General features: G+C 62.9%; 25 protein-coding genes. 15 read left to right on the top strand and 10 right to left on the bottom strand.

The window, feature by feature from the left end:
• Positions 1-64: 64 nt before the first annotated feature.
• From AC6CH8_RS07020 to AC6CH8_RS07035, 4 genes are all read right to left on the bottom strand, one after another.
• Positions 65-958, bottom strand: a complete 894-nt coding sequence (locus tag AC6CH8_RS07020; RefSeq protein WP_178994066.1) for a glucose 1-dehydrogenase — start codon at positions 956-958, stop codon at positions 65-67.
• Between the two features lie 186 nt (positions 959-1,144).
• Positions 1,145-1,978: an alpha/beta fold hydrolase gene (locus tag AC6CH8_RS07025; RefSeq protein WP_420179633.1), complete on the bottom strand. Its 834-nt coding sequence runs from the start codon at positions 1,976-1,978 to the stop codon at positions 1,145-1,147.
• A 60-nt stretch (positions 1,979-2,038) separates the two neighbouring features.
• Entirely contained in the window at positions 2,039-2,893 is an 855-nt protein-coding gene (locus AC6CH8_RS07030) for an alpha/beta fold hydrolase (protein ID WP_498189579.1), read from the bottom strand.
• A gap of 9 nt (positions 2,894-2,902) precedes the next feature.
• Positions 2,903-3,799, bottom strand: a complete 897-nt coding sequence (locus AC6CH8_RS07035) for an alpha/beta fold hydrolase (RefSeq protein WP_498189581.1) — start codon at positions 3,797-3,799, stop codon at positions 2,903-2,905.
• 75 nt (positions 3,800-3,874) lie between these two features.
• On the opposite strand from AC6CH8_RS07035, the gene lysS reads away from it, so the two are divergent.
• The 6 genes from lysS to AC6CH8_RS07065 all read left to right on the top strand — a co-directional run bounded on the left by lysS (position 3,875) and on the right by AC6CH8_RS07065 (position 12,489).
• On the top strand, positions 3,875-5,404 hold the full coding sequence (lysS, locus tag AC6CH8_RS07040; RefSeq protein ID WP_498189583.1) for a lysine--tRNA ligase: 1,530 nt from the start codon (positions 3,875-3,877) through the stop codon (positions 5,402-5,404).
• Positions 5,405-5,406: 2 nt separating this feature from the next.
• Positions 5,407-5,580 carry a hypothetical protein gene (locus tag AC6CH8_RS07045; RefSeq protein WP_011772935.1) on the top strand — a complete coding sequence of 58 codons (174 nt, stop codon included), beginning with the start codon at positions 5,407-5,409 and terminating at the stop codon, positions 5,578-5,580.
• A gap of 131 nt (positions 5,581-5,711) precedes the next feature.
• Entirely contained in the window at positions 5,712-6,038 is a 327-nt protein-coding gene (locus AC6CH8_RS07050; RefSeq protein ID WP_014920382.1) for a histone-like nucleoid-structuring protein Lsr2, read from the top strand.
• Positions 6,039-6,400: 362 nt separating this feature from the next.
• Entirely contained in the window at positions 6,401-8,893 is a 2,493-nt protein-coding gene (locus tag AC6CH8_RS07055; protein WP_017196999.1) for an ATP-dependent Clp protease ATP-binding subunit, read from the top strand.
• 152 nt (positions 8,894-9,045) lie between these two features.
• Entirely contained in the window at positions 9,046-10,263 is a 1,218-nt protein-coding gene (locus AC6CH8_RS07060) for a glycosyltransferase (RefSeq protein WP_498189586.1), read from the top strand.
• A gap of 129 nt (positions 10,264-10,392) precedes the next feature.
• Positions 10,393-12,489: a S9 family peptidase gene (locus tag AC6CH8_RS07065; protein WP_498189588.1), complete on the top strand. Its 2,097-nt coding sequence runs from the start codon at positions 10,393-10,395 to the stop codon at positions 12,487-12,489.
• Positions 12,490-12,510: 21 nt separating this feature from the next.
• On the opposite strand, the gene AC6CH8_RS07070 is transcribed toward AC6CH8_RS07065, so the two are convergent.
• A complete protein-coding gene (locus tag AC6CH8_RS07070; RefSeq protein WP_498189590.1) occupies positions 12,511-13,749 on the bottom strand; it encodes a Fic family protein in 1,239 nt (412 codons plus the stop codon).
• A gap of 98 nt (positions 13,750-13,847) precedes the next feature.
• On the opposite strand from AC6CH8_RS07070, the gene AC6CH8_RS07075 reads away from it, so the two are divergent.
• The 8 genes from AC6CH8_RS07075 (at position 13,848) to AC6CH8_RS07110 (ending at position 19,708) form a co-directional block, all read left to right on the top strand.
• Positions 13,848-14,357 carry an amino-acid N-acetyltransferase gene (locus AC6CH8_RS07075; protein WP_498189592.1) on the top strand — a complete coding sequence of 170 codons (510 nt, stop codon included), beginning with the start codon at positions 13,848-13,850 and terminating at the stop codon, positions 14,355-14,357.
• Positions 14,358-14,528: 171 nt separating this feature from the next.
• Positions 14,529-15,977: an FAD-binding oxidoreductase gene (locus AC6CH8_RS07080; RefSeq protein ID WP_498189594.1), complete on the top strand. Its 1,449-nt coding sequence runs from the start codon at positions 14,529-14,531 to the stop codon at positions 15,975-15,977.
• Between the two features lie 387 nt (positions 15,978-16,364).
• Positions 16,365-17,366, top strand: a complete 1,002-nt coding sequence (gene dhaK, locus AC6CH8_RS07085) for a dihydroxyacetone kinase subunit DhaK (protein WP_498189596.1) — start codon at positions 16,365-16,367, stop codon at positions 17,364-17,366.
• A 2-nt stretch (positions 17,367-17,368) separates the two neighbouring features.
• Entirely contained in the window at positions 17,369-18,031 is a 663-nt protein-coding gene (dhaL, locus tag AC6CH8_RS07090) for a dihydroxyacetone kinase subunit DhaL (protein WP_420179639.1), read from the top strand.
• The gene (dhaM, locus tag AC6CH8_RS07095; RefSeq protein ID WP_498189598.1) at positions 18,028-18,720 is read left to right on the top strand and encodes a dihydroxyacetone kinase phosphoryl donor subunit DhaM; all 693 of its coding nucleotides are present in this window, start codon (positions 18,028-18,030) and stop codon (positions 18,718-18,720) included. Before dhaL ends, dhaM begins: the two co-directional genes overlap by 4 nt.
• A 90-nt stretch (positions 18,721-18,810) precedes the next feature.
• The gene (locus AC6CH8_RS07100) at positions 18,811-18,987 is read left to right on the top strand and encodes a CsbD family protein (RefSeq protein ID WP_035760998.1); all 177 of its coding nucleotides are present in this window, start codon (positions 18,811-18,813) and stop codon (positions 18,985-18,987) included.
• Positions 18,988-19,084: 97 nt separating this feature from the next.
• Positions 19,085-19,345 (top strand): DUF4235 domain-containing protein, encoded by a 261-nt coding sequence (locus AC6CH8_RS07105; protein ID WP_420179641.1) that lies wholly within the window; start codon positions 19,085-19,087, stop codon positions 19,343-19,345.
• A gap of 3 nt (positions 19,346-19,348) precedes the next feature.
• Positions 19,349-19,708: a VOC family protein gene (locus AC6CH8_RS07110; RefSeq protein ID WP_498189601.1), complete on the top strand. Its 360-nt coding sequence runs from the start codon at positions 19,349-19,351 to the stop codon at positions 19,706-19,708.
• A 30-nt stretch (positions 19,709-19,738) separates the two neighbouring features.
• On the opposite strand, the gene AC6CH8_RS07115 is transcribed toward AC6CH8_RS07110, so the two are convergent.
• A complete protein-coding gene (locus AC6CH8_RS07115; RefSeq protein WP_498189603.1) occupies positions 19,739-20,251 on the bottom strand; it encodes a VOC family protein in 513 nt (170 codons plus the stop codon).
• Positions 20,252-20,328: 77 nt separating this feature from the next.
• Between AC6CH8_RS07115 and AC6CH8_RS07120 the strand changes: the two genes are divergently transcribed.
• Positions 20,329-21,138, top strand: coding sequence for a helix-turn-helix transcriptional regulator (locus AC6CH8_RS07120; RefSeq protein ID WP_498189605.1), 810 nt, complete (start codon positions 20,329-20,331; stop codon positions 21,136-21,138).
• Here AC6CH8_RS07120 and AC6CH8_RS07125 read toward each other — a convergent pair.
• The 4 genes from AC6CH8_RS07125 to AC6CH8_RS07140 all read right to left on the bottom strand — a co-directional run bounded on the left by AC6CH8_RS07125 (position 21,135) and on the right by AC6CH8_RS07140 (position 24,023).
• Entirely contained in the window at positions 21,135-21,932 is a 798-nt protein-coding gene (locus AC6CH8_RS07125; RefSeq protein ID WP_498189607.1) for an SDR family NAD(P)-dependent oxidoreductase, read from the bottom strand. The genes AC6CH8_RS07120 and AC6CH8_RS07125 overlap by 4 nt on opposite strands.
• Positions 21,933-21,965: 33 nt before the next feature.
• A complete protein-coding gene (locus AC6CH8_RS07130) occupies positions 21,966-22,448 on the bottom strand; it encodes a MepB family protein (protein WP_498189609.1) in 483 nt (160 codons plus the stop codon).
• Positions 22,449-22,476: 28 nt separating this feature from the next.
• The gene (locus AC6CH8_RS07135) at positions 22,477-22,959 is read right to left on the bottom strand and encodes a hypothetical protein (RefSeq protein ID WP_498189611.1); all 483 of its coding nucleotides are present in this window, start codon (positions 22,957-22,959) and stop codon (positions 22,477-22,479) included.
• A gap of 113 nt (positions 22,960-23,072) precedes the next feature.
• Entirely contained in the window at positions 23,073-24,023 is a 951-nt protein-coding gene (locus tag AC6CH8_RS07140) for an iron-sulfur binding domain-containing protein (RefSeq protein ID WP_498189613.1), read from the bottom strand.
• Positions 24,024-24,059: the final 36 nt, after the last annotated feature.

A 24,059-nucleotide genomic window follows, 5' to 3' on the forward strand; every position in this document is an offset into this window, starting at 1 on the left:
TGGGGGGTCTCCCGCATTTAACAACAAAACCCACACCGCACGCTGACGGCGGCAACGGAACAAACTACGGAGTGGGGCTGCCACCGTTGACGTTCAGCGTTTCCCCGATCACGTAGCTGGACTCCGGTGAGGCAAGAAACACATACGCGGGAGCCAATTCTGCGGGCTGGCCGGCGCGGCCCAGGGGAGTGGATTGCCCGAACTCCGGTAGCGCTTCCTTGGGCTGGCCGCTGCTGACTTGCAGGGGAGTCCAAATGGGGCCGGGTGCCACGGCATTGACCCGGATGCCCTTGGGCGCGAGCTGCTGCGCGAGTCCCTTGGTGAAGTTGTTGATGCTGGCCTTGGTGGTGGCATAGTCCACGAGAGTAGGCGACGGGTTGTACGCCTGAATGGACGTGGTGTTGATGATGGTCGAGCCAGCGGGGAGATGCGGAAGGGCAGCCTTCGTCAGCCAGAACATGGCGTACACGTTGGTCTTCTGCGTGTGGTCGAACTGTTCGTCGGTGATCTCGGCCAGGTCTTCCTGAGCTACCTGTTTGCCGGCGTTGTTGACCAGGATGTCCACTCCGCCGAGGACTGCAATAGCGGTATCCACCACTTCCTGGCATGTGGCGGAGTCCTTGAGGTCTCCGGGCACTTTTACGGCCTTGCGGCCCGCTGCTTCGATGATGCCGGCAATTCTTGCTGCGTCTTCTTCCTCTTCGGGCAGGTATGAAAGGACAACGTCTGCGCCTTCCCGGGCAAAGGCGATGGCCGTGGCCGCGCCGATTCCCGAGTCCGCTCCGGTGACGATCGCCTTGCGGCCTTCCAGCCGTCCTGTCCCCCGATAGCTCTCTTCACCCAGGTCCGCCTTGGGCGTCAGTTCAGCATCGAGGCCCGGCTCGGGCTGGTGTTGTTTGGGCGGTGAAATCTGTTCGTAGGCGGTGACCGGGTTTCGGAACGTGTACTGATCAGTCATGATGGTCCTCCTGTTGCCGAGGTCTGGAACACGAAAGGGTGGTGCCGGGAAACTGAACCGGACACAGCACCCGCCCCTCAAAAGGTAAGGGGGCTTATGATTTACAGCCTAAAGGGGGCGTCAAATATCTGCAAAGACGCCTTCCTGGGCGTCAACACAACTTCGGCTAGTTGTGCTGCCTGGGGCCTAGCCCGAGAAGAACTCGGACAACTCCGAGATGAGCTTGTCCGGCGCCTTGTTGGGACCGTCATGCCCGAACCCGGGGAGGATGGTGTAGCTGGATCCGGACAGGACGTCGTGGATCTGGCCGCACGCGACTCCGAAGTATGCTGGACTCTTTTCGCCCACTACGATCAGGGTCTCCAGGGGCAGTTCAAGGAAAGGCTCGGCAGGCATGTCCGCGGCGATGACTGCCTTAATTTCGCGGACGCCGCAGGTCATCAGTTCGCGCATCTGCTTGCCCAATGGTGTCCCGGCTGCCAGCTTGTTGGCCAAGGTCAGCATGGACAGTGGCATTCGCGCGAAGGCGCCGCCGGTCTCCACTCCCTTGATGAGGACGGCGAGGGCGCGATCATAGTCTCCCGCCGCCGTCGCGCGTTCGTAGTCCGGTGTCCAGTCGGCCTTGACGCTGTGGTTGACCGAGACCGCGGGATCGTAAACCGCGAGGCGCTCGACCGGCAGCGTCCGGGCCGCGTGCAGTGCGACGGCGCCGCCGAAACTGTGCCCGAACACGTCGGTGCTGGACGTGTGCTTCATAACAGCTTCGAGGTCCCGAATGTCGGCTTCGAGCGTGTAATCCTCGGACTGCGGGGAGGAATCACCGCGGCCACGCCGGTTGAAAGTGTGAATGGGGCGGCCAAGGGCCTCGCTGAGTTTCTGGGCGAAACGCGTGTAGTCGGTGGCTGTCACCATGGAGGCAGGAACGACGACGACGCCGGAGCCTGCCGCTGCCAGCTCACCGCCCGTGGTGAGTACTTCGAGGTGTCCGCCGTCGTGGGTCATGATGATGTCGCGCGTCATGACTCGAGCCTAACCGAGCCACCTGAATGCGGGCAGCATGCCGGCGCGTATATGGACAAGTCAGCGCTTAAAGTAGTCCGTGATGTCGGAGACGAGTTCGTTGACCGCCGCCGGGACGGAGCCGTGGAAGCCCTTCGGGGAGACCTCCAACGTGCTGCCAGGGACGGCCCGGTTCAGGCGGGCTGCGGTGACCTTGTAGAACCGGGGACTCTTCTTGCCCACCATGAAGTGCGTGTTGGGAGGTAGGACCGAGAAATCCTGCGGCGTATCGGCGGCGTCGAAGGCTGCTTTGAGTTCACCGACACCCGACGGCATGAGCTCCCGGAAGAGCCTGTTGACCTTAGTCCCCGAGACCACTGCCATGAGTCCGGCCAATACCGGCTCCGGGACCCTGGCGAGGGCGGTTCCGGGATGCATGCCACGCTTCATCCGGGCCATCGCCCGTCCAACATGTCCCTGATTGACGGACTCCGCGAATCCGTCCAGCCAGCCCGTGTCCATGCTGCCGTCAATGTTCACTGCCGCGTCGTACACCGCGAGCTTGTCCGGTTGGTGGTGTGTGCCTGCGAAGGCCTGGGCTGCGTTGAGGGCTACGGCGCCACCCAAACTGTGGCCCATGATGTTGCGGGCACCCGTGGCGTCCATGATGGTGCGGACGTCGGCGATTTCCGTAGCCATGGAGTAGTTGTGGGGTTGCTCGGTTGACTTTCCCCGGCCCCGGCGATCGTACACGTCCACGGCCCAGCCATCGCCCAGGCCCTTTGACAGGGCAACGGAGAAGGGGCGGTAGATCAGTGCGGTGAGGAATGCACCTCCGATGAGCACTACGCGGCGTTCGCCGGGTGCGTCTTCCGTGCCGTAGCTATACAAGGCGAGCTTGCCGCCGTCGTGCGTTCTGATGTCCCGTTCCTTCACCGAAACATCCTAGGTGGCACTGGCGGGTTCTTCCTCCAGGTGCTTCCCGGAGAGGAAACGCGCGATGCGCGACGCGAGGCGCTTCCCGGGCCGGAGCGGGCCTTCATGGAACTGCAGAGGCACAACTGCGAAGTCAATGGAGGGCACTGCCCCGGCCAGGATCCGACCGGTCTCCGCGAAGTACGACGGACTCCAGCCACCGCTGAGCATGAGCGTGGGGGTGGAGAGTTTCATGAAGTCGTGAAGGTGGGCGTCGGCATCGAGGACGGCCCGCATTTCCGTGACCGCAGTGGGTAGGAGGGAGCGCATCTCCAGTCCCAGCCGCGTTCGGGCGGAGAGGACGCTCAGCGCACGGAGCGCGCCCATGGGCAGGTAGGAAATCGGCCCCGCGGTTCCCAGCCCCTGCACCAAGTGGGCCCAGGCATGGTCGAGCTGGCCTGCAGTCACTGCCTCCTCCAGTTCGGGCCGCCACCGGCCGCTGAGGTTGCCGGACAGGGACACTGCCGCGTCGTAGGTGACCAAACGGTTGATTCCGCCGCGCCGGGCGGCCTGCAACGCCACGAACCCGCCATAACTGTGTGCCACAACATCAGTGGAGCCGCTCGTTTCCATGACCGCTTGAAGGTCCGCGATCTCTGTGTCGACGGAATAGCCGGGCGGTTGCGGTGCGGATTGTCCGCGACCACGGCGGTTGTAGCTGTGAACAGGGCGCCCCAGCATGACGCTCAACGTCCGGGCGAAAGGCCAATACAAGGAATCGGTCACCAAGGTGCCATGAACAAGCACGACGCCGGCTGGTTCAGCGGGTGCCTTCGAACCCGGGAACGAGGCACCCGACGCCGGCCGGAAGGTATGCACCTCAAGCTGCCCGCCGCCGTCGTTTGTTTCAACCGTCCACGTTTCCACAGCCCGAGTCTATGCGTTTCCCTGATCTTGATGCCCGGAAGTAAAGGCCCGCAATCACCGGTAAACTTAAGGACTGTGACTTCCGCAAACACCCCCGCCCTGAACACCTCCGCAGAGCCCATCGACGCCAGCGAGCAAATGCGCATCCGTATGGAGAAGCGCGCCAAGCTGATCGAGCGTGGCACCGAGGCCTATCCGGTGGGTGTTGAACGGACCCATTCCCTGAGCGAAATCCGCGAAAAGTACGCGCACCTGGAAGCCGATGAGACTACCGGCGATACTGTGGGCGTCACCGGCCGTGTCGTGTTCGTCCGCAACACCGGCAAGCTGTGCTTCGCAACCCTCCAGGAGGGCGGCGTGGACGGCAAGGGCGTTCGCCTTCAGGCGATGCTGAGCCTGGCGAATGTCGGCGAGGAAGCGCTGGCCGACTGGAAGGCACTGGTTGACCTTGGCGACCATGTTTTCATCAAGGGCGAGGTCATCTCATCCCGCCGCGGCGAGCTGTCCGTCATGGCTGACTCTTGGTCCATGGCGTCCAAGGCACTCCGTCCGCTGCCGGTCCTGCACGCCGAACTGAACGAGGAAACCCGCGTTCGGCAGCGCTACGTGGACCTCATGGTCCGCGACGAAGCCCGCGAAATGGTTTACAAGCGCGCTGCCATCACCCGTTCGGTCCGCGACACCCTTGACCGCCACGGCTATGTGGAGGTGGAAACCCCCATCCTGCAGCTGGTCCACGGCGGTGCTACAGCCCGCCCGTTCGAGACGCACATGAACGCGTTCGACCAGAAGATGACCTTGCGCATCGCCACAGAGCTGTTCCTCAAGCGCGCCGTTGTTGGTGGCATTGACCGCGTGTACGACATGGGTCGCGTGTTCCGCAACGAAGGCGTGGACTCCACGCACAGCCCCGAATTCACCACGCTTGAGTGCTACGAGGCATGGGCGGACCAGTTCGTCATGGCCGAACGCATGAAGGAAATCATCCTGAATGTGGCCGACGTCGTAGGTACCCGCACGATTCAGACGGAGGCCGGCGAAATAAACCTCGACGGCGAATGGGCTTGGATTTCGGTATACCCGGGTATTTCTGAAGCGGTGGGAATTGAAATTACTCCCGACACCACAGTGGATGAGTTGCTGGCAATTGCTGCCAAGCACGAGGTCAAGGTGGACCCCAAGTGGGACGCCGAAAAGATCGTAGTTGAGCTGTTCGGCGAGATTGTGGAACCCACCTTGCTGAACCCCACATTTGTCTACGACTACCCGCCATCCGCGCAACCGCTGGCCCGCCCGCACCGCGAAGACGGCCGTCTCATTGAGGCCTGGGACCTGATCATCGGGGGAATGGAGCGCGGTACGGCGTTCTCCGAGCTCATTGACCCCGTAATCCAGCGTGAGCGCCTTACAGAGCAGTCCCGCCGCTCTGCTGCCGGTGATGAGGAAGCCATGCAGCTGGACGAAGACTTCCTCCGCGCCCTTGAATACGGCGCCCCGCCCATGGGTGGCATCGGGCTGGGCATTGATCGTCTGGTGATGCTGTTCACTGGTGCCGGTATCCGCGAAACCATCCTTTTCCCATTGCTGAAGCCTGAAGGTCACTGATCATGGAGTACATCGCAGTCCTGGCCCCGTCCATTGTGGTGGGATTGATCTTCTGGTTTGCCATGAAGTCGATCTTCAATGCGGACAAATCAGAACGGCAAGCCGAAGCCAAGGCACAAGCCGAAGCGAATTTGAAAAATTCGGGACCTGCATCCGAGGGCCCCGCAGCTAAATAGCCTTCCAATTGGGTTCCGCCCACCGAAGAGAATCCAATAACGCTTTGACGCGGGTGCTTGCCGTGAACGATAATCATCAAAGGAATCCGGGGAATTTCTGATTATCCAACCCTCCAAATGAGAGGCAACTCATGGCACAGAAAGTAAAAATCATCCTCGTCGATGACCTGGATGAAGGGGCAGCGGACGAAACTGTCCGCTTTGGCCTCGATGGCGTGAGCTACGAGATGGACCTGTCCACTGCCAACGCAGCTTCGCTGCGCAAGGCATTGGAGCCCTACGTTGCTAAGGCAAGGAAGACTTCTTCCGGCCGGGCAACCCGGGGCCGTGCTACAGCCGCACGTAACCAGGATTCCGCGCAAATCCGCCAATGGGCCCGTGACAACGGTTACACGGTCAACAGCCGCGGACGTATTCAGGCTGAAATTCAGGAAGCGTACCAAAAGGCAAATTCCTGATTCACCGATTCAATGCCCCGGCAGTCACTGCCGGGGCATTGGTGTTTAACCGGCCAGTTTGTGGTGGCTGTGCAGTGGGGCTTGGAATATTCTGTGAACCGCCTGTGTGGGGAAGGTCCGATTACAGGCACTAATGCCCTCCGGGAAAGCGGTGGAACAACATGCCGCAAAATGTTCACGGGCGGCCGGCGTTCAGTCCACTCAGCCAAGGCGGGAGGGTGCCACCGAGGGGTAGCAGCGGTCAAGGGCTGGAACCGGATTTATTCCACAGCGGCGTCATGTTTCCCCTGTGGCGAACACGCTCCAAAAGTGTTGCTCCGGCACGTAGCATCAAAGTACGTCGTAGCTAGGAGTGTGGCGAAATGTTTGAGAGATTTACGGACCGTGCCCGTCGCGTGGTCGTCCTTGCCCAAGAAGAGGCACGGATGCTTAACCACAATTACATCGGTACCGAGCACATCCTCTTGGGTCTGATCCACGAGGGTGAAGGCGTTGCTGCCAAGGCGCTCGAGTCCCTGAGCATTTCGCTCGATGGCGTTCGCGAACAGGTGCAGGAGATCATTGGCCAGGGCCAGCAGGCCCCGTCCGGTCACATCCCCTTCACTCCGCGCGCCAAGAAGGTGCTTGAGCTTTCCCTTCGGGAGGCACTGCAGCTCGGCCACAACTACATCGGGACTGAGCACATCCTGCTCGGCCTCATTCGCGAAGGCGAAGGCGTAGCCGCCCAGGTGCTGGTCAAGCTTGGTGCGGACCTTAACCGGGTCCGCCAGCAGGTCATCCAGCTGCTCTCCGGCTACCAGGGCAAGGAGACCGCAGGCAGCGGCTCGGGCCAGGGCCAGCCGGAAGGTACTCCTGCCGGTTCGGTGGTGCTTGACCAGTTCGGACGCAACCTGACCCAGGCTGCCCGCGAAAACAAGCTCGATCCTGTGATCGGCCGCGAGCAGGAGATGGAACGCGTCATGCAGGTCCTCTCCCGCCGTACAAAGAACAACCCGGTCCTGATCGGTGAGCCCGGCGTCGGTAAGACTGCCGTCGTCGAAGGTCTCGCCCAGGCGATCGTCCGCGGCGACGTCCCCGAGACCATCAAGGACAAGCAGCTGTACACGCTTGACCTCGGTTCCCTGGTTGCCGGTTCCCGCTACCGCGGTGACTTCGAAGAGCGCTTGAAGAAGGTCCTCAAGGAGATCCGCACCCGCGGCGACATCATCCTCTTCATCGACGAGATCCACACCCTCGTTGGTGCAGGTGCTGCCGAAGGTGCCATCGATGCTGCGTCCATCCTGAAGCCGATGCTGGCCCGTGGTGAACTCCAGACCATTGGTGCGACCACGCTGGATGAATACCGCAAGCACATTGAGAAGGACGCTGCTCTTGAGCGTCGCTTCCAGCCGATCCAGGTCAAGGAACCTTCTGTCGCTCACGCGATCGAGATCCTCAAGGGCCTGCGTGACCGTTACGAGGCACACCACCGCGTGACGATTACCGACGGCGCCCTCGCCTCAGCTGCGCAGCTGGCCGAACGCTACATCTCGGACCGCTTCCTGCCGGACAAGGCGATCGACCTCATCGATGAAGCCGGCGCCCGCCTGCGCATCCGTCGCATGACCGCTCCGCCGGAGCTCAAGGCCATGGACGAGCGCATCGCCGACGTGAAGATGGAGAAGGAATCCGCCATCGACGCCCAGGACTTTGAGGGTGCCGCCTCGCTGCGCGACAAGGAGCAGAAGCTCATTGCCGAACGGGCAGAGAAGGAACGCACCTGGAAGTCCGGCGGCATGGACGATATCTCCGAGGTTGACGAGGACCTGATCGCTGAAGTTCTCGCGAACTCCACGGGCATCCCGGTCTTCAAGCTCACCGAGGAAGAGTCCTCGCGCCTGCTCAAGATGGAAGACGAACTGCACAAGCGGGTCGTCGGTCAGAACGAGGCCATCAAGGCCTTGTCGCAGGCCATCCGCCGTACCCGTGCAGGCCTGAAGGATCCCAAGCGCCCCGGTGGCTCGTTCATCTTCGCCGGCCCCACCGGCGTGGGCAAGACCGAGCTCGCCAAGGCTCTTGCCGAGTTCCTGTTCGGTGAAGAGGACGCCCTCATCACGCTGGACATGTCCGAGTACTCCGAGAAGCACACGGTTTCGCGTCTCTTCGGTGCACCTCCGGGCTACGTCGGCTACGAAGAAGGCGGCCAGCTGACCGAGAAGGTCCGCCGGCGTCCGTTCTCCGTGGTCCTGTTCGATGAAGTGGAGAAGGCCCACGCGGACCTCTTCAACTCGCTGCTGCAGATCCTGGAAGACGGTCGACTGACCGACTCCCAGGGCCGAGTGGTGGACTTCAAGAACACTGTGATCATCATGACCACCAACCTTGGTACCCGCGATATCTCCAAGAGCGTGGCAACGGGCTTCCAGTCCGGAACGGACACCCAGACCGGCTACAACCGGATGCGTGCCCGGGTCACGGAAGAGCTCAAGCAGCACTTCCGCCCCGAGTTCCTCAACCGTGTTGACGACGTCGTGGTGTTCCCGCAGCTGACACAGGACGAAATCATCGAGATCGTGGACCTGTTCGTAACCCGTCTGGAGCGCCGCCTCAAGGACAAGGACATGGGCATCGAGCTCACCCCCGCTGCCAAGGTTCTCCTGGCCACGCGTGGTTACGATCCCGCCATGGGTGCCCGGCCGTTGCGCCGCACCATCCAGCGCGAGATCGAGGACCAGCTGTCCGAGAAGATCCTGTTCGGCGAGCTCCACTCCGGCGACATCGTTGTGGTGGACGTTGACGGCGAAGGTGACGACGCCAAGTTCACGTTCGAAGGAAACGCCAAGCCGCGTATCCCGGAGATCGCTCCGACCGCATAGGGCTCTACAGCACTTAGCCCCGTCCGCTCCCACAAGGAGCGGGCGGGGCTTTTGCTTTGTCCGGCCAGGAAGTTCTGTACAGATAAAGCCCTTATGGTGGCTTCTAAAGGGCTTTATTCATACGAAAGACGGCAGCGGGAAGTAGTGGTGGCATGCGGATACTAATGGTGACTCCGGGGACGCGCGGGGACGTCGCGCCCATGGCCGGGCTGGGTAGCAGCCTGCAGAGCTTGGGCTACGAGGTGGCGATTGCGGCCAACCCCGCCTACGCAGCTCTTGTTGTTGAGTCGGGTTGCGAGTTCAAGCCGTTGCCTGGGGATCTGATCGAGTTGATCACGCAGCCAGCGCCCGGTGCCAAGGCTTCCTCCGGAAGCGTGCTCACCTTTTGGCGGAAGCTCACCGACTATATGGACAACGCCGCAACGGGCACCCTGGCAGCGGCCGAGGCCGGCGCCGACGTGATCCTGGCCAATTCGGTGGCGCCCTATGCATACGACATCGCGGAAGCCATGGGCATTCCGGCCCTCGGCGCACATTTGCAGCCCACGGAACCCAGCGTGGCGTATCCACCTGTGATCATGAATTCGGCCCGAAGCCTTGGTGCGTGGGGAAACAAGATCATTGGCCAGCGCGCAGCGGCAGGCCCGGCGCCTTACGATGCCCCCAGTGCGCGTCTTCGCAAGGAGCTGGGGTTGGGCAAGCAGAGCCGCGCGGCCGGTGAGCGCCGCCGTCGTAAAGCGAATGCCACTATTCTTCACGGCATCAGTCCCTCGGTCCTGCCAAGGCCTGCTGATTGGCACCCGGGCCTGGTTATGGCCGGATATTGGTGGCCGGCAATGAAGTCGGACTGGCAACCGCCAAGGGACCTCCTGGACTTCCTTGCCGACGGTACCCCGCCCGTTTTTGTTGGCTTTGGAAGCAGCGCCCAAATTGATCCGGCATTCATTCTTGAGGCCACCCGCCGGGCTGGAGTGCGGGCTGTTGTGCAGGGCGTCGAGGGCGCGCTGGGCGACGATGCGATCGCCGTCGGTAGCATTCCGCATGAATGGCTGTTCCCGCGGATGGCGGCAGTGGTTCACCATGCCGGAGCGGGAACGACGGCGGCCGGCTTCCGGGCCGGCGTGCCGGCCGTGGGGATTCCGGTGTACACGGATCAGCCGCTCTGGGCTTCACGGATCGCGTCGCTCGGGGCGGGTCCCCGGCCGATTCCCTACAAGATGCTGACTCCGGAGCGCCTTGGTGACGCCATTACGGAAGCTGTCAGCACGCCGTCGTACGCGAAGAGGGCAGCGGAAGTGTCGGCCGCCATCGCGACTGAAGATGGAACCGGGCCAGTGGTCGAAGCCCTGCGAAACCTGCCATCCAAGTAGCAGCAGAGCGCGTTTTGAGCACTCAAAACGCGCTCTGCTGCGACTTACTTGGGTGAATATGTGAAAGTACTGTTTCACTGTGAGTGAACCACTCTGTGATCTGGGGCACAATCCGTGTTGAATCGGAACATGGACTCTGCTGACACCCAGGGCGGGCAGCCCGAAACCCCGTTTCACGACATCGACCATTACCTCGCCATCCCGCGGGTTGGCGGCCTCACCCTCAGCCCGGATGGCAAGCGACTGGTCACCACTGTCACAACACTGAATGCCAAGGGAACTGAGTTCGCCACCGCACTCTGGGAACTCGACCCCAGCGGCCGGAACCACGCCCGCCGCATTACCCGCAGCTCCAAGGGCGAAGCAGGTGCGGTCTTTGCTGCCAACGGCGACCTCTACTTCACCTCGGCGCGCCCTGATCCGGAGAGCCCTGACGCCGACCCCGTCAATGCACTGTGGCTGCTGCCCGCCGACGGGGGAGAGGCCCGAGTGGTGCACTCACGTGCAGGCGGCATCGCTTCAGTGATGGCCGCCAAAGATGCGGACGCCACCTTCGTGAACGCCGAGGTCCTGGCCGGATCCGCCGACGAAGCGAACGACGAGGAACGCCGTAAGGCACGCAAGGACAACAAGGTCTCGGCCATCCTGCACAGCGGCTACCCGGTCCGCTACTGGGACGCCGACCTTGGCCCGGCCGAGCCGCGGCTGTTCGCCGTGGAGCAAGGTGCGGAAGAAGAGCCCGGCAAGCCCTCCACAGTGGATGCGTCAGCGCCACTCCAACTCCGGAACCTGACCGTCGGCGTCGGGAGTTCGCTGCGCGAAGCCAAAACAGTGGTGAGTCCGGACGGCAAGACCATCTACACCAGCATGACCAAGGCGCTGGCGAAGGCTGACAGTCGTGAGGTGCTCGCCGCCGTCGACGTCGCCACCGGGACCGTCAAGGTGCTGCTCGACCACGAAGGCATGAGCTACTTCCCCGGGCCGGTCAGTCCTGACAATCGGACCCTGGTGGTCCAGAGCGAGAGCGACACGACGCCCACCCAGGCTCCCCACGTGAAATTGCACCTGGTGGACGTCAGCGGCGGCGAGACCACGGATCTTGAGCCACTCGCCCACCAGTGGGACCGTTGGGCGACGCCCCTCGCATGGCTCCCGGACGGCACTGCGGTTCTGGCAACAGCGGACGACGACGGCGCGGGGCCGCTTTTCCGGATCGACGTCGCGGACGGTGCTGTCACCCGGGTGACGCCGGATGCTGCCGCCTATTCCGACGTCGTGGTTTCTCCGGACGGGACCACGGCGTACGCGCTTCGAAGCTCGTACGAATTCCCCGCAGAAGCCGTACGGATCAACCTCGCCACCGGCGAAGTGGTCCGGTTGCAGGCGCCGGCGGAGCGACCCCTCTACAGGGGTCGCCTTGAACGCGTGGAAACGACGGCCGAAGATGGCTCGCGCGTACCGGCGTACTTGGCGCTCCCGGAAGGTGCCTCTGCGGGCAATCCGGCACCGCTCCTGCTGTGGATCCACGGAGGACCGCTGAACTCCTGGAATGCCTGGACGTGGCGCTGGAACCCGTGGTTGCTCGTGGCCAAGGGCTACGCCGTTCTCCTGCCTGATCCTGCCCTCTCCACTGGGTACGGGCAGGAATTCATCCAGCGCGGTTGGGGTGAATGGGGAAAGAAGCCCTTCGCCGACCTCATGGCCATCACGGACGCAGTGGTTGCCCGGCCGGACATCGACGAATCGCGGACCGCGGCCATGGGTGGATCCTTCGGCGGCTATATGGCCAACTGGGTTGCCGGGCAAACTGACCGCTTCAAGGCGATCGTCACCCACGCAAGCCTCTGGGCACTGGACCAGTTCGGCCCCACCACCGACGCGGCGCAGTACTGGCTCAAGGAAATGACCGTGGAAATGGCGATGGAAAACTCGCCGCATCTGAACGTGGGCAACATCAAGACGCCCATGCTCGTCATCCACGGAGACAAGGACTACCGCGTGCCCATCGGCGAAGGGCTGCGCCTCTGGTATGAACTCCTGTCCTCATCGCAGCTGCCCGCCGACGACAACGGCCAGAGCCCGCACCGCTTCCTGTACTTCCCGGACGAGAACCACTGGGTCCTCCAGCCGCAGCACGCGAAGGTTTGGTACGGCGTAGTGGAACACTTCCTGGCAAAGCAGGTGCTGGGCGAGGAGGTTGCCTTGCCGGAGGAGCTGGGGGTCTAACGGGGTGGCTGGAGGATCTGATCAGCGCTCTGACATCCGCCGGATCTGGGCGGCATAACCGTCGAGGACCTCGAAGACTCCGGGATGCTGCCACACGCGATTTCGGCCGCGGCCGGACGTTTCGACGAGCACACCGCGGTCAGTGAGAGCGTCGAGCGCGCGCTGCGCTGCCATCTCGCCGAGGCCGAGCTTGCTCATAAGGTACTTCGAGTTCACTGCGGGCTGCCCGATTAGTGTGGGCAGCACCTTCCACGCCGCGGCGTCTGACCGGAGGCCCGTCATTTTCGCATGGGATTCCTCAAGCTGTTCGACAAGGTTGTCCACGAGCCCCGACCCTGTAGTCGCGGCGACCCGGCTTGCCTGGGCGAACTCGCGGACTATTGGCCCGGCGTCGCCGGCGCGGAAGGACCCCAGTGCCTCGAAGTAGCGCTCTGTGTGGACGAGGAGGCCCGCCGAGAGCGGCACCGCAGTTGAGCCGACCAGACCTTTGTTGCGGAGGATCGACTGTGCCAGTGCTCGGCCGGTCCTGCCATTGCCGTCAGGGAACGGATGGATCGTTTCGAACTGTGCGTGGCTGACCGCGACCTGAACGAGCACGGGTAGGTCTTGACGGTCGACGAATCCAATCAGGTCTTTGATGGCACCGCGGATCCGGTCATGGTGTGGGGCTACAAAGTCGGCCAATCGCGGGCCAGCTTCTCCGCGGCCGATCCACACAGCTTCCTCGCGAAAGCGGCCGGCGTCGAGTGGATCGAAGCCGCGCTGATGGATCATCAGCGCCTCGTGCATGGAAAAGATGGTCGCTTCAGTGATGTCGTCGGCCAGTTGGAGGGCCGCCTCCATCGCATGGACGTTGCCGAGGACAGTGAGAGCGTTCGCTTTATCGCCCTCATTGATCTCAGCGAGGGCGAGATGCTTCGCCGACGTCGTCAACTGCTCGATCTGCGAGCTGGAGGCCGACTCCGTGCGCAGCAGGATTGCCGTCATTGGTCCGAGTGCGGGGTTGTTGGTGCCAAGTGTCTGCTGCGCATGCTTGTCGAAATCGACGAGCTGCCGTGTTGCATCCTCAACGTCGGCAAAAATTTCACCGGAGATGCTGGGAGTCCAGCCGGCAATAGACGCGGTGGCGGCCGCTTCATAGGGGCCCGTCTGACGCACCACCTCTGCGCGTGAGAACATCTCAGGCGCTTGCGGCTTCCAGTCGAGGGTCTCGAATGAAACCGGAGTGATCGGGATGCGTGCCTCCGCAGGTGTTGGCATTCGGTCATCTTACCAACACTTAGGTGAATAAGTGTTGGTAAGCGGCAGAGCGCAAGCCATAAAACGCGTGCCCGGCTGCCCGTAGCTAGGATGGGGGAGTGAATTCGACCTTCAGCCTTCGCCCTGCCCGCACCAGCGATGTGGCGGCCATCAAGAGGCTTGTGGCGCCCCTGGCCGAGGAACGGATTCTCATGGCCAAGGAGACAGTGGCGTACTACGAGAGCCTTCAGGAATTCCGGATCGCCGAGTCTGATGAGGGTGAAGTCGTTGGCTGTGGGGCCCTCCATGTGATGTGGGAGGACCTTGCGGAGATCCGCACCCTCGCCGCGGCTGACTCCTGGCGTGGGCGGGGTGTGGGTCACGTCTTGGTGGAGAACCTGCTGGAGGAAGCCCGGGCCCTTGGCGTGAGCCGCGTGTTCTGCCTGACTTTTGAGGTGGACTTCTTCAAGCGCCACGGGTTCGAAGTCATGGCGGACCAGTCTGCCGTGGATCCTCAGGTGTACTCCGAGCTGCTGCGCTCGCATGACGAAGGCGTGGCGGAGTTCCTGGATCTTGCCCGAGTGAAGCCCAATACTCTGGGCAACACCCGCATGATCAAGCAGCTCTAGCGCCATCGGATAGCACTCTCGCGCCACTGATACCGCGCCCACACGGCGGGTCGATCAACCCTGCCCGATTATGAGTGATTTATTAGCTCTTCTCTTATATCCAGTTGATGGATAAACTGGGCTAGGCTTGCTGGGGAAGCTTCCACCACATCGGTCAATTGAGAGAAGATCATGCAGTCCCACGCGTCCTTTTCAGATGTTTCAGAACTCCAACTCAGCGTGCGCGGTCCCGTGTTCACGCCTGCCGATCCGGGCTTTGCTCCCGAAGTAGCGGCCTTCAACCTCTCTGCACAACACCAACCTGATCTGGCCTTCGGCGCCCTCGACGCAGAGGACGTTTCCACGGCTATTCGTTGGGCGGCAGAGCGGGGAATGCCCGTCGCCGTCCAATCCACCGGACATGGTGCCACCAACGCCATTGAAGGTGGCCTGCTCATCAGCACCCGACGAATGCTGGAACTCAGCATTGATCCCATCGAGAAGACGGCCCGCGTCGGTGCGGGCGTCCGCTGGAAGGCCGTGGTGGATCTCGCCGCGACCTTCGGCTTGATGGGGCTCTGCGGTTCCACCACCGACGTCGGAGTGGTGGGCTACACCTTGGGCGGCGGCCTGCCCATCCTGGGGCGCAAATACGGCTTCGCTTCAGACCACGTGATTGCTTTCGAGCTCGTCACCGCCGACGGCACGCAGCGCCGGGTGACCAAGGACGAGAACTCGGAGCTGTTCTACCTCCTCCGGGGCGGCAAGGGGAACCTGGGCATCGTCACTGCCATGGAATTCCACCTCTTCCCGGGGTCGGACCTCTTTGCCGGCGGGCTGTACTACGACGGCGAGCATGCCGCTGCGATCCTCGAGCAGTTCAGCGATTGGGTGACCTCGCTCCCCCAGGAGGCATCGGCGTCGTTGGCTTTCCTGCGGTTGCCGGACATGGACATCGTTCCCGAGCCGCTGCGCGGTAAGTTCGTCGTTCATCTTCGTTACGCCTATCAGGGTGACGCGGCGGTGGCCTCGCGGCTGCTGGAGCCGATGCGCCAGAGTGCGCCTTTCATGATGGACGGGACCGGTCCATTGGATGCCACACAGTTCGACATGATCCATCAGGACCCGGACCAGCCCGTGCCCGTGCGCGAGCGGGGCTTCCTGTTGGACCGTTTGGACAGCGGAGCAAAAGAGGCCATCCTGCGGCACTTCGGCCCCGGCGTCGAAAGTCCCGTGTTGATGGCTGAGCTGCGGCTGCTCGGCGGCGCCTTGGCCAAGAGCGCCGAAGGCGAGGACACCGTTGGCGCCCGCGACGCCGCGTTCAGCTTCTTCATGGCAGGCATGGCGGTCCCGCCGCTGGCGGAGCTGCTTCCGGTAGTGTTCGACGCCGTTCGTGAGGACCTGCGCGACGCCTCCAATGGCGGGACCTTCGTGAACCTGCACGGCCACTTTGTTGACGCTGAGGACCGGGAGCGGGCCTGGGGCCCGACAGTCCGCGAACGGCTGAGGAAGGCCAAAGCGGAGCTTGATCCGAAGAACATGTTCAGTTTCGGGCACGTTGTGGGGCTTCCGGTCATAGATCAGACCGTGCTGCTCGAGGACGTCGTCACCGGCGGCGGCGACGCCGTCCTGAACAGCTGAAGGGGATGCGGACAATGGACCATAGGGTCACGTTCCCGGATTTTTCCGCTTTTCAGATCGACATTCCCCACGGGTCATGGCCGCACGAAGCCTCATGGCAGGACGCGGGGCACTCGAACCCGGATTTGTACTCGGCCTTTTGGCCTGAGTACCGGGTCCGGAACGAGTCCGAGGTGGTGACAACACAAGCCGCCGAGGATTAGCGGATCCAATGATCAGCGAAAGGGACAGTCATTGGGGGCTGTCCCTTCCGCTTTTAACCAGTGGGCACCGTTCTTAGGCGCCGGCACAGCTATTTATGCACAGGCAAGGCCGCAAGGCCTACCGTGGCCCGGGCCGCCGGTAGTAGGGTCAGAGCACCAGCCACAGCACGCCCAGGAGCACCTCATGAAAAAGCTCATCAATGATCCACGCGCCGTGGTGGACGAGTCCGTTGAAGGTTTCGGCATGGCCCATGCCGACATCGTGGACGTCCATCCCGAGCCTAAGTACGTCATCCGGAAAGGTGCTCCTGTAGCGGGCAAAGTCGCCCTGATTTCCGGCGGAGGCAGCGGCCACGAGCCCCTGCATGCGGGCTTCGTGGGCCTCGGCATGCTGGACGCGGCAGTCCCCGGCGCAGTCTTCACCTCGCCTACACCCGACCAAATCATCCCCGCGACCGTGGCGGTGGACTCAGGCGCCGGCGTCGTCCATATCGTGAAAAACTACACCGGCGATGTCCTGAACTTCGAAACCGCCGCCGAAATGGCTCAAGCCGAAGGCGTTCACGTACGTTCGGTGCTGGTGAACGACGACGTCGCGGTGGAGGACTCGCTGTACACGGCTGGCCGGCGCGGAGTTGGCGGAACTGTCCTTGTGGAAAAGATCGCAGGTGCATCCGCCCAGCGTGGCGACGATCTTGACGCGGTCACGGCCATCGCCGAGCGCGTGGTGGCCAATGTGCGGACCATGGGTGTAGCCCTGTCCGGCTGCACGGTTCCGCACGCCGGGACGCCGAGCTTTGAGCTCGCGGAGAATGAGATCGAGATTGGCATCGGCATCCACGGTGAGCCTGGCCGGCACAAGATCGCAATGGAAAACGCTGACGCCATCACGGACCGCCTCTTGGAGCCTGTCCTTGAGGACCTTGCCCTCGCATCCGGGGACAAGGTGCTGCTGTTCGTCAACGGCATGGGCGGCACCCCTCAAAGCGAGCTGTACATCGTGTACCGGCGGGCGGCCCAGGTCCTCGCCGAGCGTGGTGCCACCGTGGAGCGCTCCTTGGTGGGGAACTACGTGACGTCCCTGGAGATGCAGGGATGCTCAGTGTCGGTGCTGCGCCTCGATGAGGAGATGACCAGGCTCTGGGACGCTCCCGTCCACACGGCTGCCCTGCGGTGGGGAGCCTGAGCATGGGGTTGGATGTTGATTGGGCTGTTGATTGGCTGAAGCTCTCCGCAAAAGCCATGGCCGAGCACCGGGTGGAACTGATTGAGTTGGACCGTGCCATTGGCGACTCGGACCACGGCGAGAACATGGACCGAGGTTTCCAAGCCGTGCTGCAGAAGCTCGATGAGAACCCGCCTGAAACTCCGGGAGCAGCATTGAAGGCTGCGGCGATGGCGCTCATGTCCAAGGTGGGTGGGGCTGCGGGACCGCTCTACGGCACAGCGTATCTGCGGGCCGCTACCTCTTTGGGGGACATCAGCGATATTGATGCAGAGGCGCTGGCTGCGGCCCTCGCAGCCGCCCGGGATGGGGTGGTGGCCAGAGGTAAAGCCGAGCTCGGGGATAAGACGATGATCGACGCTTGGACGCCGGCCGTTGAAGCGGCCCAAATGGCCGCAACGGGCGGCTCTGACCCCGTTGGCGTGTTGGAAGCGGCCGCGGAAGCTGCCGAAACAGGGGCCATGGCCACGGACCCGTTAGTGGCACGCAAAGGCCGGGCCAGCTATCTGGGGGAGCGCAGCGCAGGGCATCGCGACCCTGGCGCCGCTTCAACCGCCCTGCTCCTTCGCGCGGCCGCAGCTGCAGCTGCAGGCTCCACCGGTGACACGGGAACCGACGCCGTATGACGGTGGGGATAGTGGTTGTATCGCACAGCAGCAAGATCGCTGAGGGAGCGGTGGAACTTGCCGCACAGATGGCTCCCGACGTCGAACTGGTCGCCGCCGGGGGAACCGACGACGAGCGCATCGGAACCAGCCTTGAGAAGGTGCTTGCCGCCGTCGAACAGTCCCTGGTGGATTCCGGCGGCGATGGCGTGGTGGTGCTGACCGATCTGGGTTCGGCCGTGATGACAGCGGAGTCGGCGGTGGAGTTTGCCAGCGATCCGGACGCTGTGCTCCTTGCTGATGCGCCGCTGGTTGAGGGGCTCGTGGCCGCAGCCGTAGCCGCGCAAGGAGGTGCCGGCGTCGAGGATGTTCGCAAAGCGGCAGAGGCTGTGGCTTTTGGCAACGTGCCCGCAGGCGTGGGTGGTCCCGAGATCCCCGACGACAAGGATGAACCGGACGCAAGCGGCGACTTCGAACTTATTAACCCCCTCGGAATGCATGCACGGCCTGCCGCGAAAATCGCCGGAGGCCTGTCCGGGCTGGACGCGGAGGTGACGGTCAACGGCGTCGACGGCATGTCCATCATGGCGCTGATGGCGCTCGCTGCGGGTAAGGGTTCCACCCTGCGGGTCGAAGCCCGCGGCAAGGATTCGTTGAAGGCGGTTGAATACGTGGGGCGGCTTGTGGAGGAAGGGTTCGGGGAGCTCTAGTTCAGGGAGATTTTCTCTCGAATATTGCTAAGTACACTGATTAGTGATGTTGTAGAGGTACAGGTTCACTACAAGGAAGAGGTGCGACACATGGGTGCTGACGACAAGATGGAGAACGCTGGCGAGAAGCTCGGTGGCAAGGCTAAGGAAGCCGCCGGAAAGCTGACGGACAACGAGCGACTGGAAGCCGAAGGCAAGGGCGACCAGACGAAGGCCGACCTCAAGGGCGCCGGCGAGAAGCTGAAAGACGCTTTCAAGAAGGACTAAGAATCCAGGCAGGGCCGCTGCAATTGCAGCGGCCCTGCCTTGTTTTGACCCTTGTGAGGCGTCGCTCGGCGGCGCGCTATCTGATGGAGGAACTTCGTTGAACATACTGGTGAAAATTTTCGGCCTGGCAATTGGCCTCGGCGCCGGCGCGCTCGCAAACAAGACGCTGGAGGGCCTCTGGGAGAAGAAGACCGGCAAGCCTGCCCCCAAGGACAGCACTGACCTCAACGACTCGCTCCCCGGTGTGCTGGTCTTCGCGGTTGTCTCGGCTGCCGTCGCAGCAGTAGTTCACGTTCTCACCCAGCGGGGCACCAAGAGCGCCCTGGCCCGCATGAAGAAGACAGGTGACGAGGTTTAACAAATGGCTATAGCTAAATTCCCGAGTGTCGTCATCGATTGTCCCGACGCAGCCGCACTGGCCGCCTTCTACGGCGAGCTTTTTGGGTGGGAAATCGAGGACAAAGGTGACTGGTTCGACATCCGACCCAGCGACGGCAGCAACTGCATCTCCTTCCAGCAAGTGGAGGTGTACCAACCGCCAAAATTGCCCGGACAGGCCATCCCGCAGCAAATGCACCTCGACATGGTGGTAGAGGACCTGGACAAGGGTGAGGAAGTTGCGCTTTCCTTGGGAGCGACCAAGGCCGACCATCAGCCTGGAGAGACGTTCAGGGTGTTCCTCGATCCGGCCGGGCACCCGTTCTGCCTCTGCCTGAGCTAAGGTCTCCCGGGTCTTAGCCCTGCTGCTGTCTTAGCCCTGCTGCGCGGCCCACTCGTCAACGCGGCGGTTGCTCTCTTCCTCGGACAAGTCCTCGACGCGCGTCATGATGGACCAGCGTACGCCGAACGGATCACGGATGCTGGCGTAGCGGTCACCTGAGACGAAGGTGGACAGCGGTTCACGGATGGTGGCTCCTGCTTGCTCTGCTTTCCTGACGAGTCCGTCTGCGTCCTGGCAGTAGAGGCCGAGGGAATAGCAGTCGTCCTCCCCGCTCGGCGCCGGGACCAAGTGGAATTCCGGGTTGGGCTCGCCCAGTTGGAGGTGGCCGTTGCCGAAGTCGAGTTCGGCGTGGACCACGATCCTTCCCATTTCGGTTTCGCCCACAACCCGGGCCCCAAACACGTCGCGGTAGAACGCGATGGCTTCCTTGGCGTTGGGCACCGCAAGGAACGGCGTGAGGCTGGTCAGACCGTTCGGGATGCCATGGGTGGTGTATTCGCCATGGGCTGCCGTGGTGGACTCTGTGCTTGTAGTATCTGTCATGGTTACGACGCTACGGGCCTTCTGCCAGCTAGCGCTTGGAGATTTGCGACAGCTTTGATGCGCTTGGGAAAGGTCCAATGGAGGATTCGTTCAAGGGCATCCTCTATCCGGCAAGACTGCCCACCTTCCATCGATTTCCGGCCCCGGCTTCCGTTGCAGACCTGGTGCAGTGGTTCTGGATCCCGGAGTGGAACATCGAGCCCGGCCGGTCATCCCGGCAGCACGTCATCGCCTACCCCACGTCCAATCTGGTGGTGCAGGGCGACGTCGTCGAATTCTCCGGGCCCACTACCCGGGCGTCTTACCGCGACCTGACCGGCCAGGGTTGGGCTGTTGGCGCACTTCTCCGCCCGGCAGCGGTGCCGCTGTTCACTGACAATCCGGGAGCTCTCCGCGATCAGGAAATCGTTCTGGCGCTGGCTGACCTCCACGGGGCCGTGTCGGCAGCCATGACCCCGCCTTCCGGTGACAGGCACGACGGCGGCGCTCGCCGCGAGGGGGCCGTGGAAGCTTTTGTTGCGTGGCTGGTTTCCTTGGAGTTTGTTGCTTCAGAGGAGGCCTTGCTCGCCAACCGGATGGTGGACGTGATCGCTTCAGAGCCTGACGTTTCAAGAATTGAGGACGTGGCTGCTTCCCTGGCGGTCTCACCCAGAACGCTGCAAAGAATCGCCGGAAAGTACGTCGGGCTGAGCCCTTCAGCCCTGATCCGGCGTCGAAGATTGCAGGATGCCGCCGAGCGTACCCGGTCCGACCCAACAGCGGACCTTGCCGCGATCGCCGTCGAACTTGGCTACGCCGACCATGCGCACCTGACGAACGACTTCCGGAAGTACTTGGGCTTCACGCCGAGTTCGTACCGGCGGTGGGTTCCTGGAACCCCGGGCTAGTTGTCGCCTGTGCCTGGCTCGCTCAACTTGCGGTTAAATGCCGCGCCCGGAGCGTCCGGCATGACATTGCTGCCCAAGCCCATGATGCGGGACTTGAGGGAGCCGCCCAATACGTTGCCGTCGCCTTCCATCAGGGCCTTGAATCCCTGTTTCGCCACCAACGCCGGGTCATCTTTGTTGTCCGTCCCCACTTTGGTGTCCAGGAGGTCGGCCCGTTCAAAGAAGTCCGTCTCAGTTGGGCCGGGCAGGAGGGTAGTGACGGTGACTCCTGTGTCCTTCAGTTCATTGCGCAGTGCTTGCCCAAAGGACTGCACAAACGCCTTGGACGCGCCGTAGATGGCCTGGAAGGGCGCCGGCGCCCTTGAGATAACTGAGGAGGTGAAGAGGATTTTGCCCTTGTTGCGTTGGACCATGTCCGAAGCGACCCATTTGGCGATGACAACTGTAGAGGTAACGTTCAGGTCGATCGTCTTGAGTTCTGCTTCCAGGTCAGTTTCCACGAAAGCTCCGCCCACTCCGATGCCGGCGTTGATGGCGACTGCTTCCAGTGGCCGGCCCAATGCTGCCACTGCGGAGTGCAAGCGACCCATGCCTTGCCTGTTGGTGAGGTCTATCTGCTCCGCGTACACCTCTCCGCCCAAGCCTTTCAGCTCCTCTGCGGCAGTGTGAATCTTGTTGTTTTCCGCGACGATGACGGTGTCGAATCCGTTGCTGAGGAACTGCTTCGCCAGCTCGAATCCAATGCCGCTTGAAGCGCCGGTGACCAGAGCCAGCGGCCGGTCGTTAGTGGTCATGGTCATTCCTTTCGGACTGCGGTAACAGACAGGCTACTTAGTATTTTTCGATGTGGCACTACCTGGGATGAAATAGCTGCATTGCCAATGCTGGGTCTTGATGGCCTGCCGGTTGCTCACTTCCGACCATGGCGGATAAACCCGGAAGCCGCGCTTTCCGCCGGAGCCTTTCACGGAAACGATGCCGTGCTTGACCAGCGCCGACTTGGGAAAGGCGAAATGGCCCATGTTGCTCCCTTCCCGTACTGTCACCACCAATAGCCCGATGCCGTCTTCTGCGGAGAAGGGTTCTGTGGATCCGTCTTGGGCGCGGCGCCACACCGCAACGAAGAGGCCCACTTTCGTGGGGGTGAGCTTGCCAACGCGGAACCGGATCCGTTCCGGCCCGAGGCTGCCGACGGCGGCGCCATACTCCTGATTGTCGGCCTCCGGCACTGGCAAGGAGTCCCACGAGACGGACTGACCCAGAGCCTTCAATGCCTCGGCTACGTCGGGGTGGACATCATTGGCAGGCACGCTCCCATCCTAGGGCGCGTTCCCAGGCTCACAGCTGTCGCAACCCGTCTGTATCCAGCGTCAGGGCAGCAATAGTCACCCGCCCGCACTGCTCACCGAACGGGAAATCGCCCTTCGGAGTGAAGGTCAGTGTGCGGACCGGCAACGCAATTCCCGCGGGGGAAGTGCCGGTCACGGTCGCCTCGAGGGGGCTTTCACTGAGGGCGGGCAGCTCAAGAAAACCCTGAAGAGTTCCGTCCGGCGACGACGTCGCTGAGCACACGCCATCCGGAGTGCAGCCTTGGTCCACGGCTGTCGCCCCTTGGTTCAGCATGAGGTCTTTTTCCGTGCAGATTCCGTCCTGGCAGGCCTTCAACCGTAACGATGCAACGTCGTCCGCGTAGTCCGCGGCGACGGTCAGGGAAACACCGGCTACGTGCCCGATCGCCGGGCAGGCCACAGGTTCGGCGAAGCAACCGGGAAGCAGTGCTGCGGTTCCGGCAAGGGTCAAAGCCAATCCGATTCTGCCCATGCTTCAGAGTAGGACGGGGCGCAGCAACTGTCTCCAGCGTCTGCCAAAGAGGCAGCTGCATCGTTACCCGTCGCCCAGTCCCGTGGCCGAACTGATACCGCAGCGGACGAACGCTACGCCGGAAGCCGCAGACCGCCGTCGTGCATTTCCGCCAAACCGTCCACCAACAGGCCCGCAAGTGCCCGCTCCAGCTGCTCGGGCGCGGAGTTGAGCCGGTGCAGTGCGGCGAGCGGGATTCCGACGCCGGACGGCGCGAACCCGAGGTCTGCTGGCGCTTGCTCGAACATCTCGCGGGGGACCGGGGTGGCTGCTTCTCGGAGGACGGCCATCACGGCGCCGCGTACTTGGCGGTCCGTGCCGTGCCAGGACTGGCCCTTCGGGGTGTACGACGGCGGCGGCTCACCGGCCGCGAGCCAGGCGCAACTGGAGCGAACAGGACAGTCAGCGCACTTGGGGCTGCGGGCGGTGCAGACCATGGCGCCGAGTTCCATGACGGACGCGTTCCACCGCACGGATAACTCCCGGTCATCGGGCAGGAGGGCGTCAGCCAGCCGCATCTCCCCGGCGGTCAAGGCAGGAGCGGGGAGCGCACTTCCGGAGATAAGCCGCGCGTGGACGCGCCGGATGTTGGTGTCCACCACGGTTTCGCGGCGGCCGAAAGCAAAGGCTGCGACGGCGGCCGCTGTGTAGTTGCCGACGCCCGGCAACCCCAGAAGTTCAACGTAATTATCAGGGACCTGGCCGTCATGCTGCTCGCGCATTGCGACGGCGGCCGCGTGCAGTCGCAGGGCCCGGCGTGGGTAGCCGAGTCGACCCCAATGGCGGACGGCAGCGCCAGATGGCTCGTCGGCAAGGTGGGCGGGTGTGGGCCAGCGTTCCATCCAGTCCAGCCACACGGGGAGCACCCGCACAACGGGTGTCTGTTGGAGCATCACTTCGCTGACCAGGATGCCCCATGGGGTGCAATCGGGCTCGCGCCACGGAAGGTCGCGGGCGGTCTCGGCGAACCACTGATCAAGGGCTTGGTGGAGGCCTGCCAGCTGGCCTGAATCGGGAAGTGTCATGCTGCCATCCACTGTAGTGGAATCCCGGGGCTGCCA

It is taken from the genome of Paenarthrobacter sp. GQ52, from assembly GCF_059759005.1.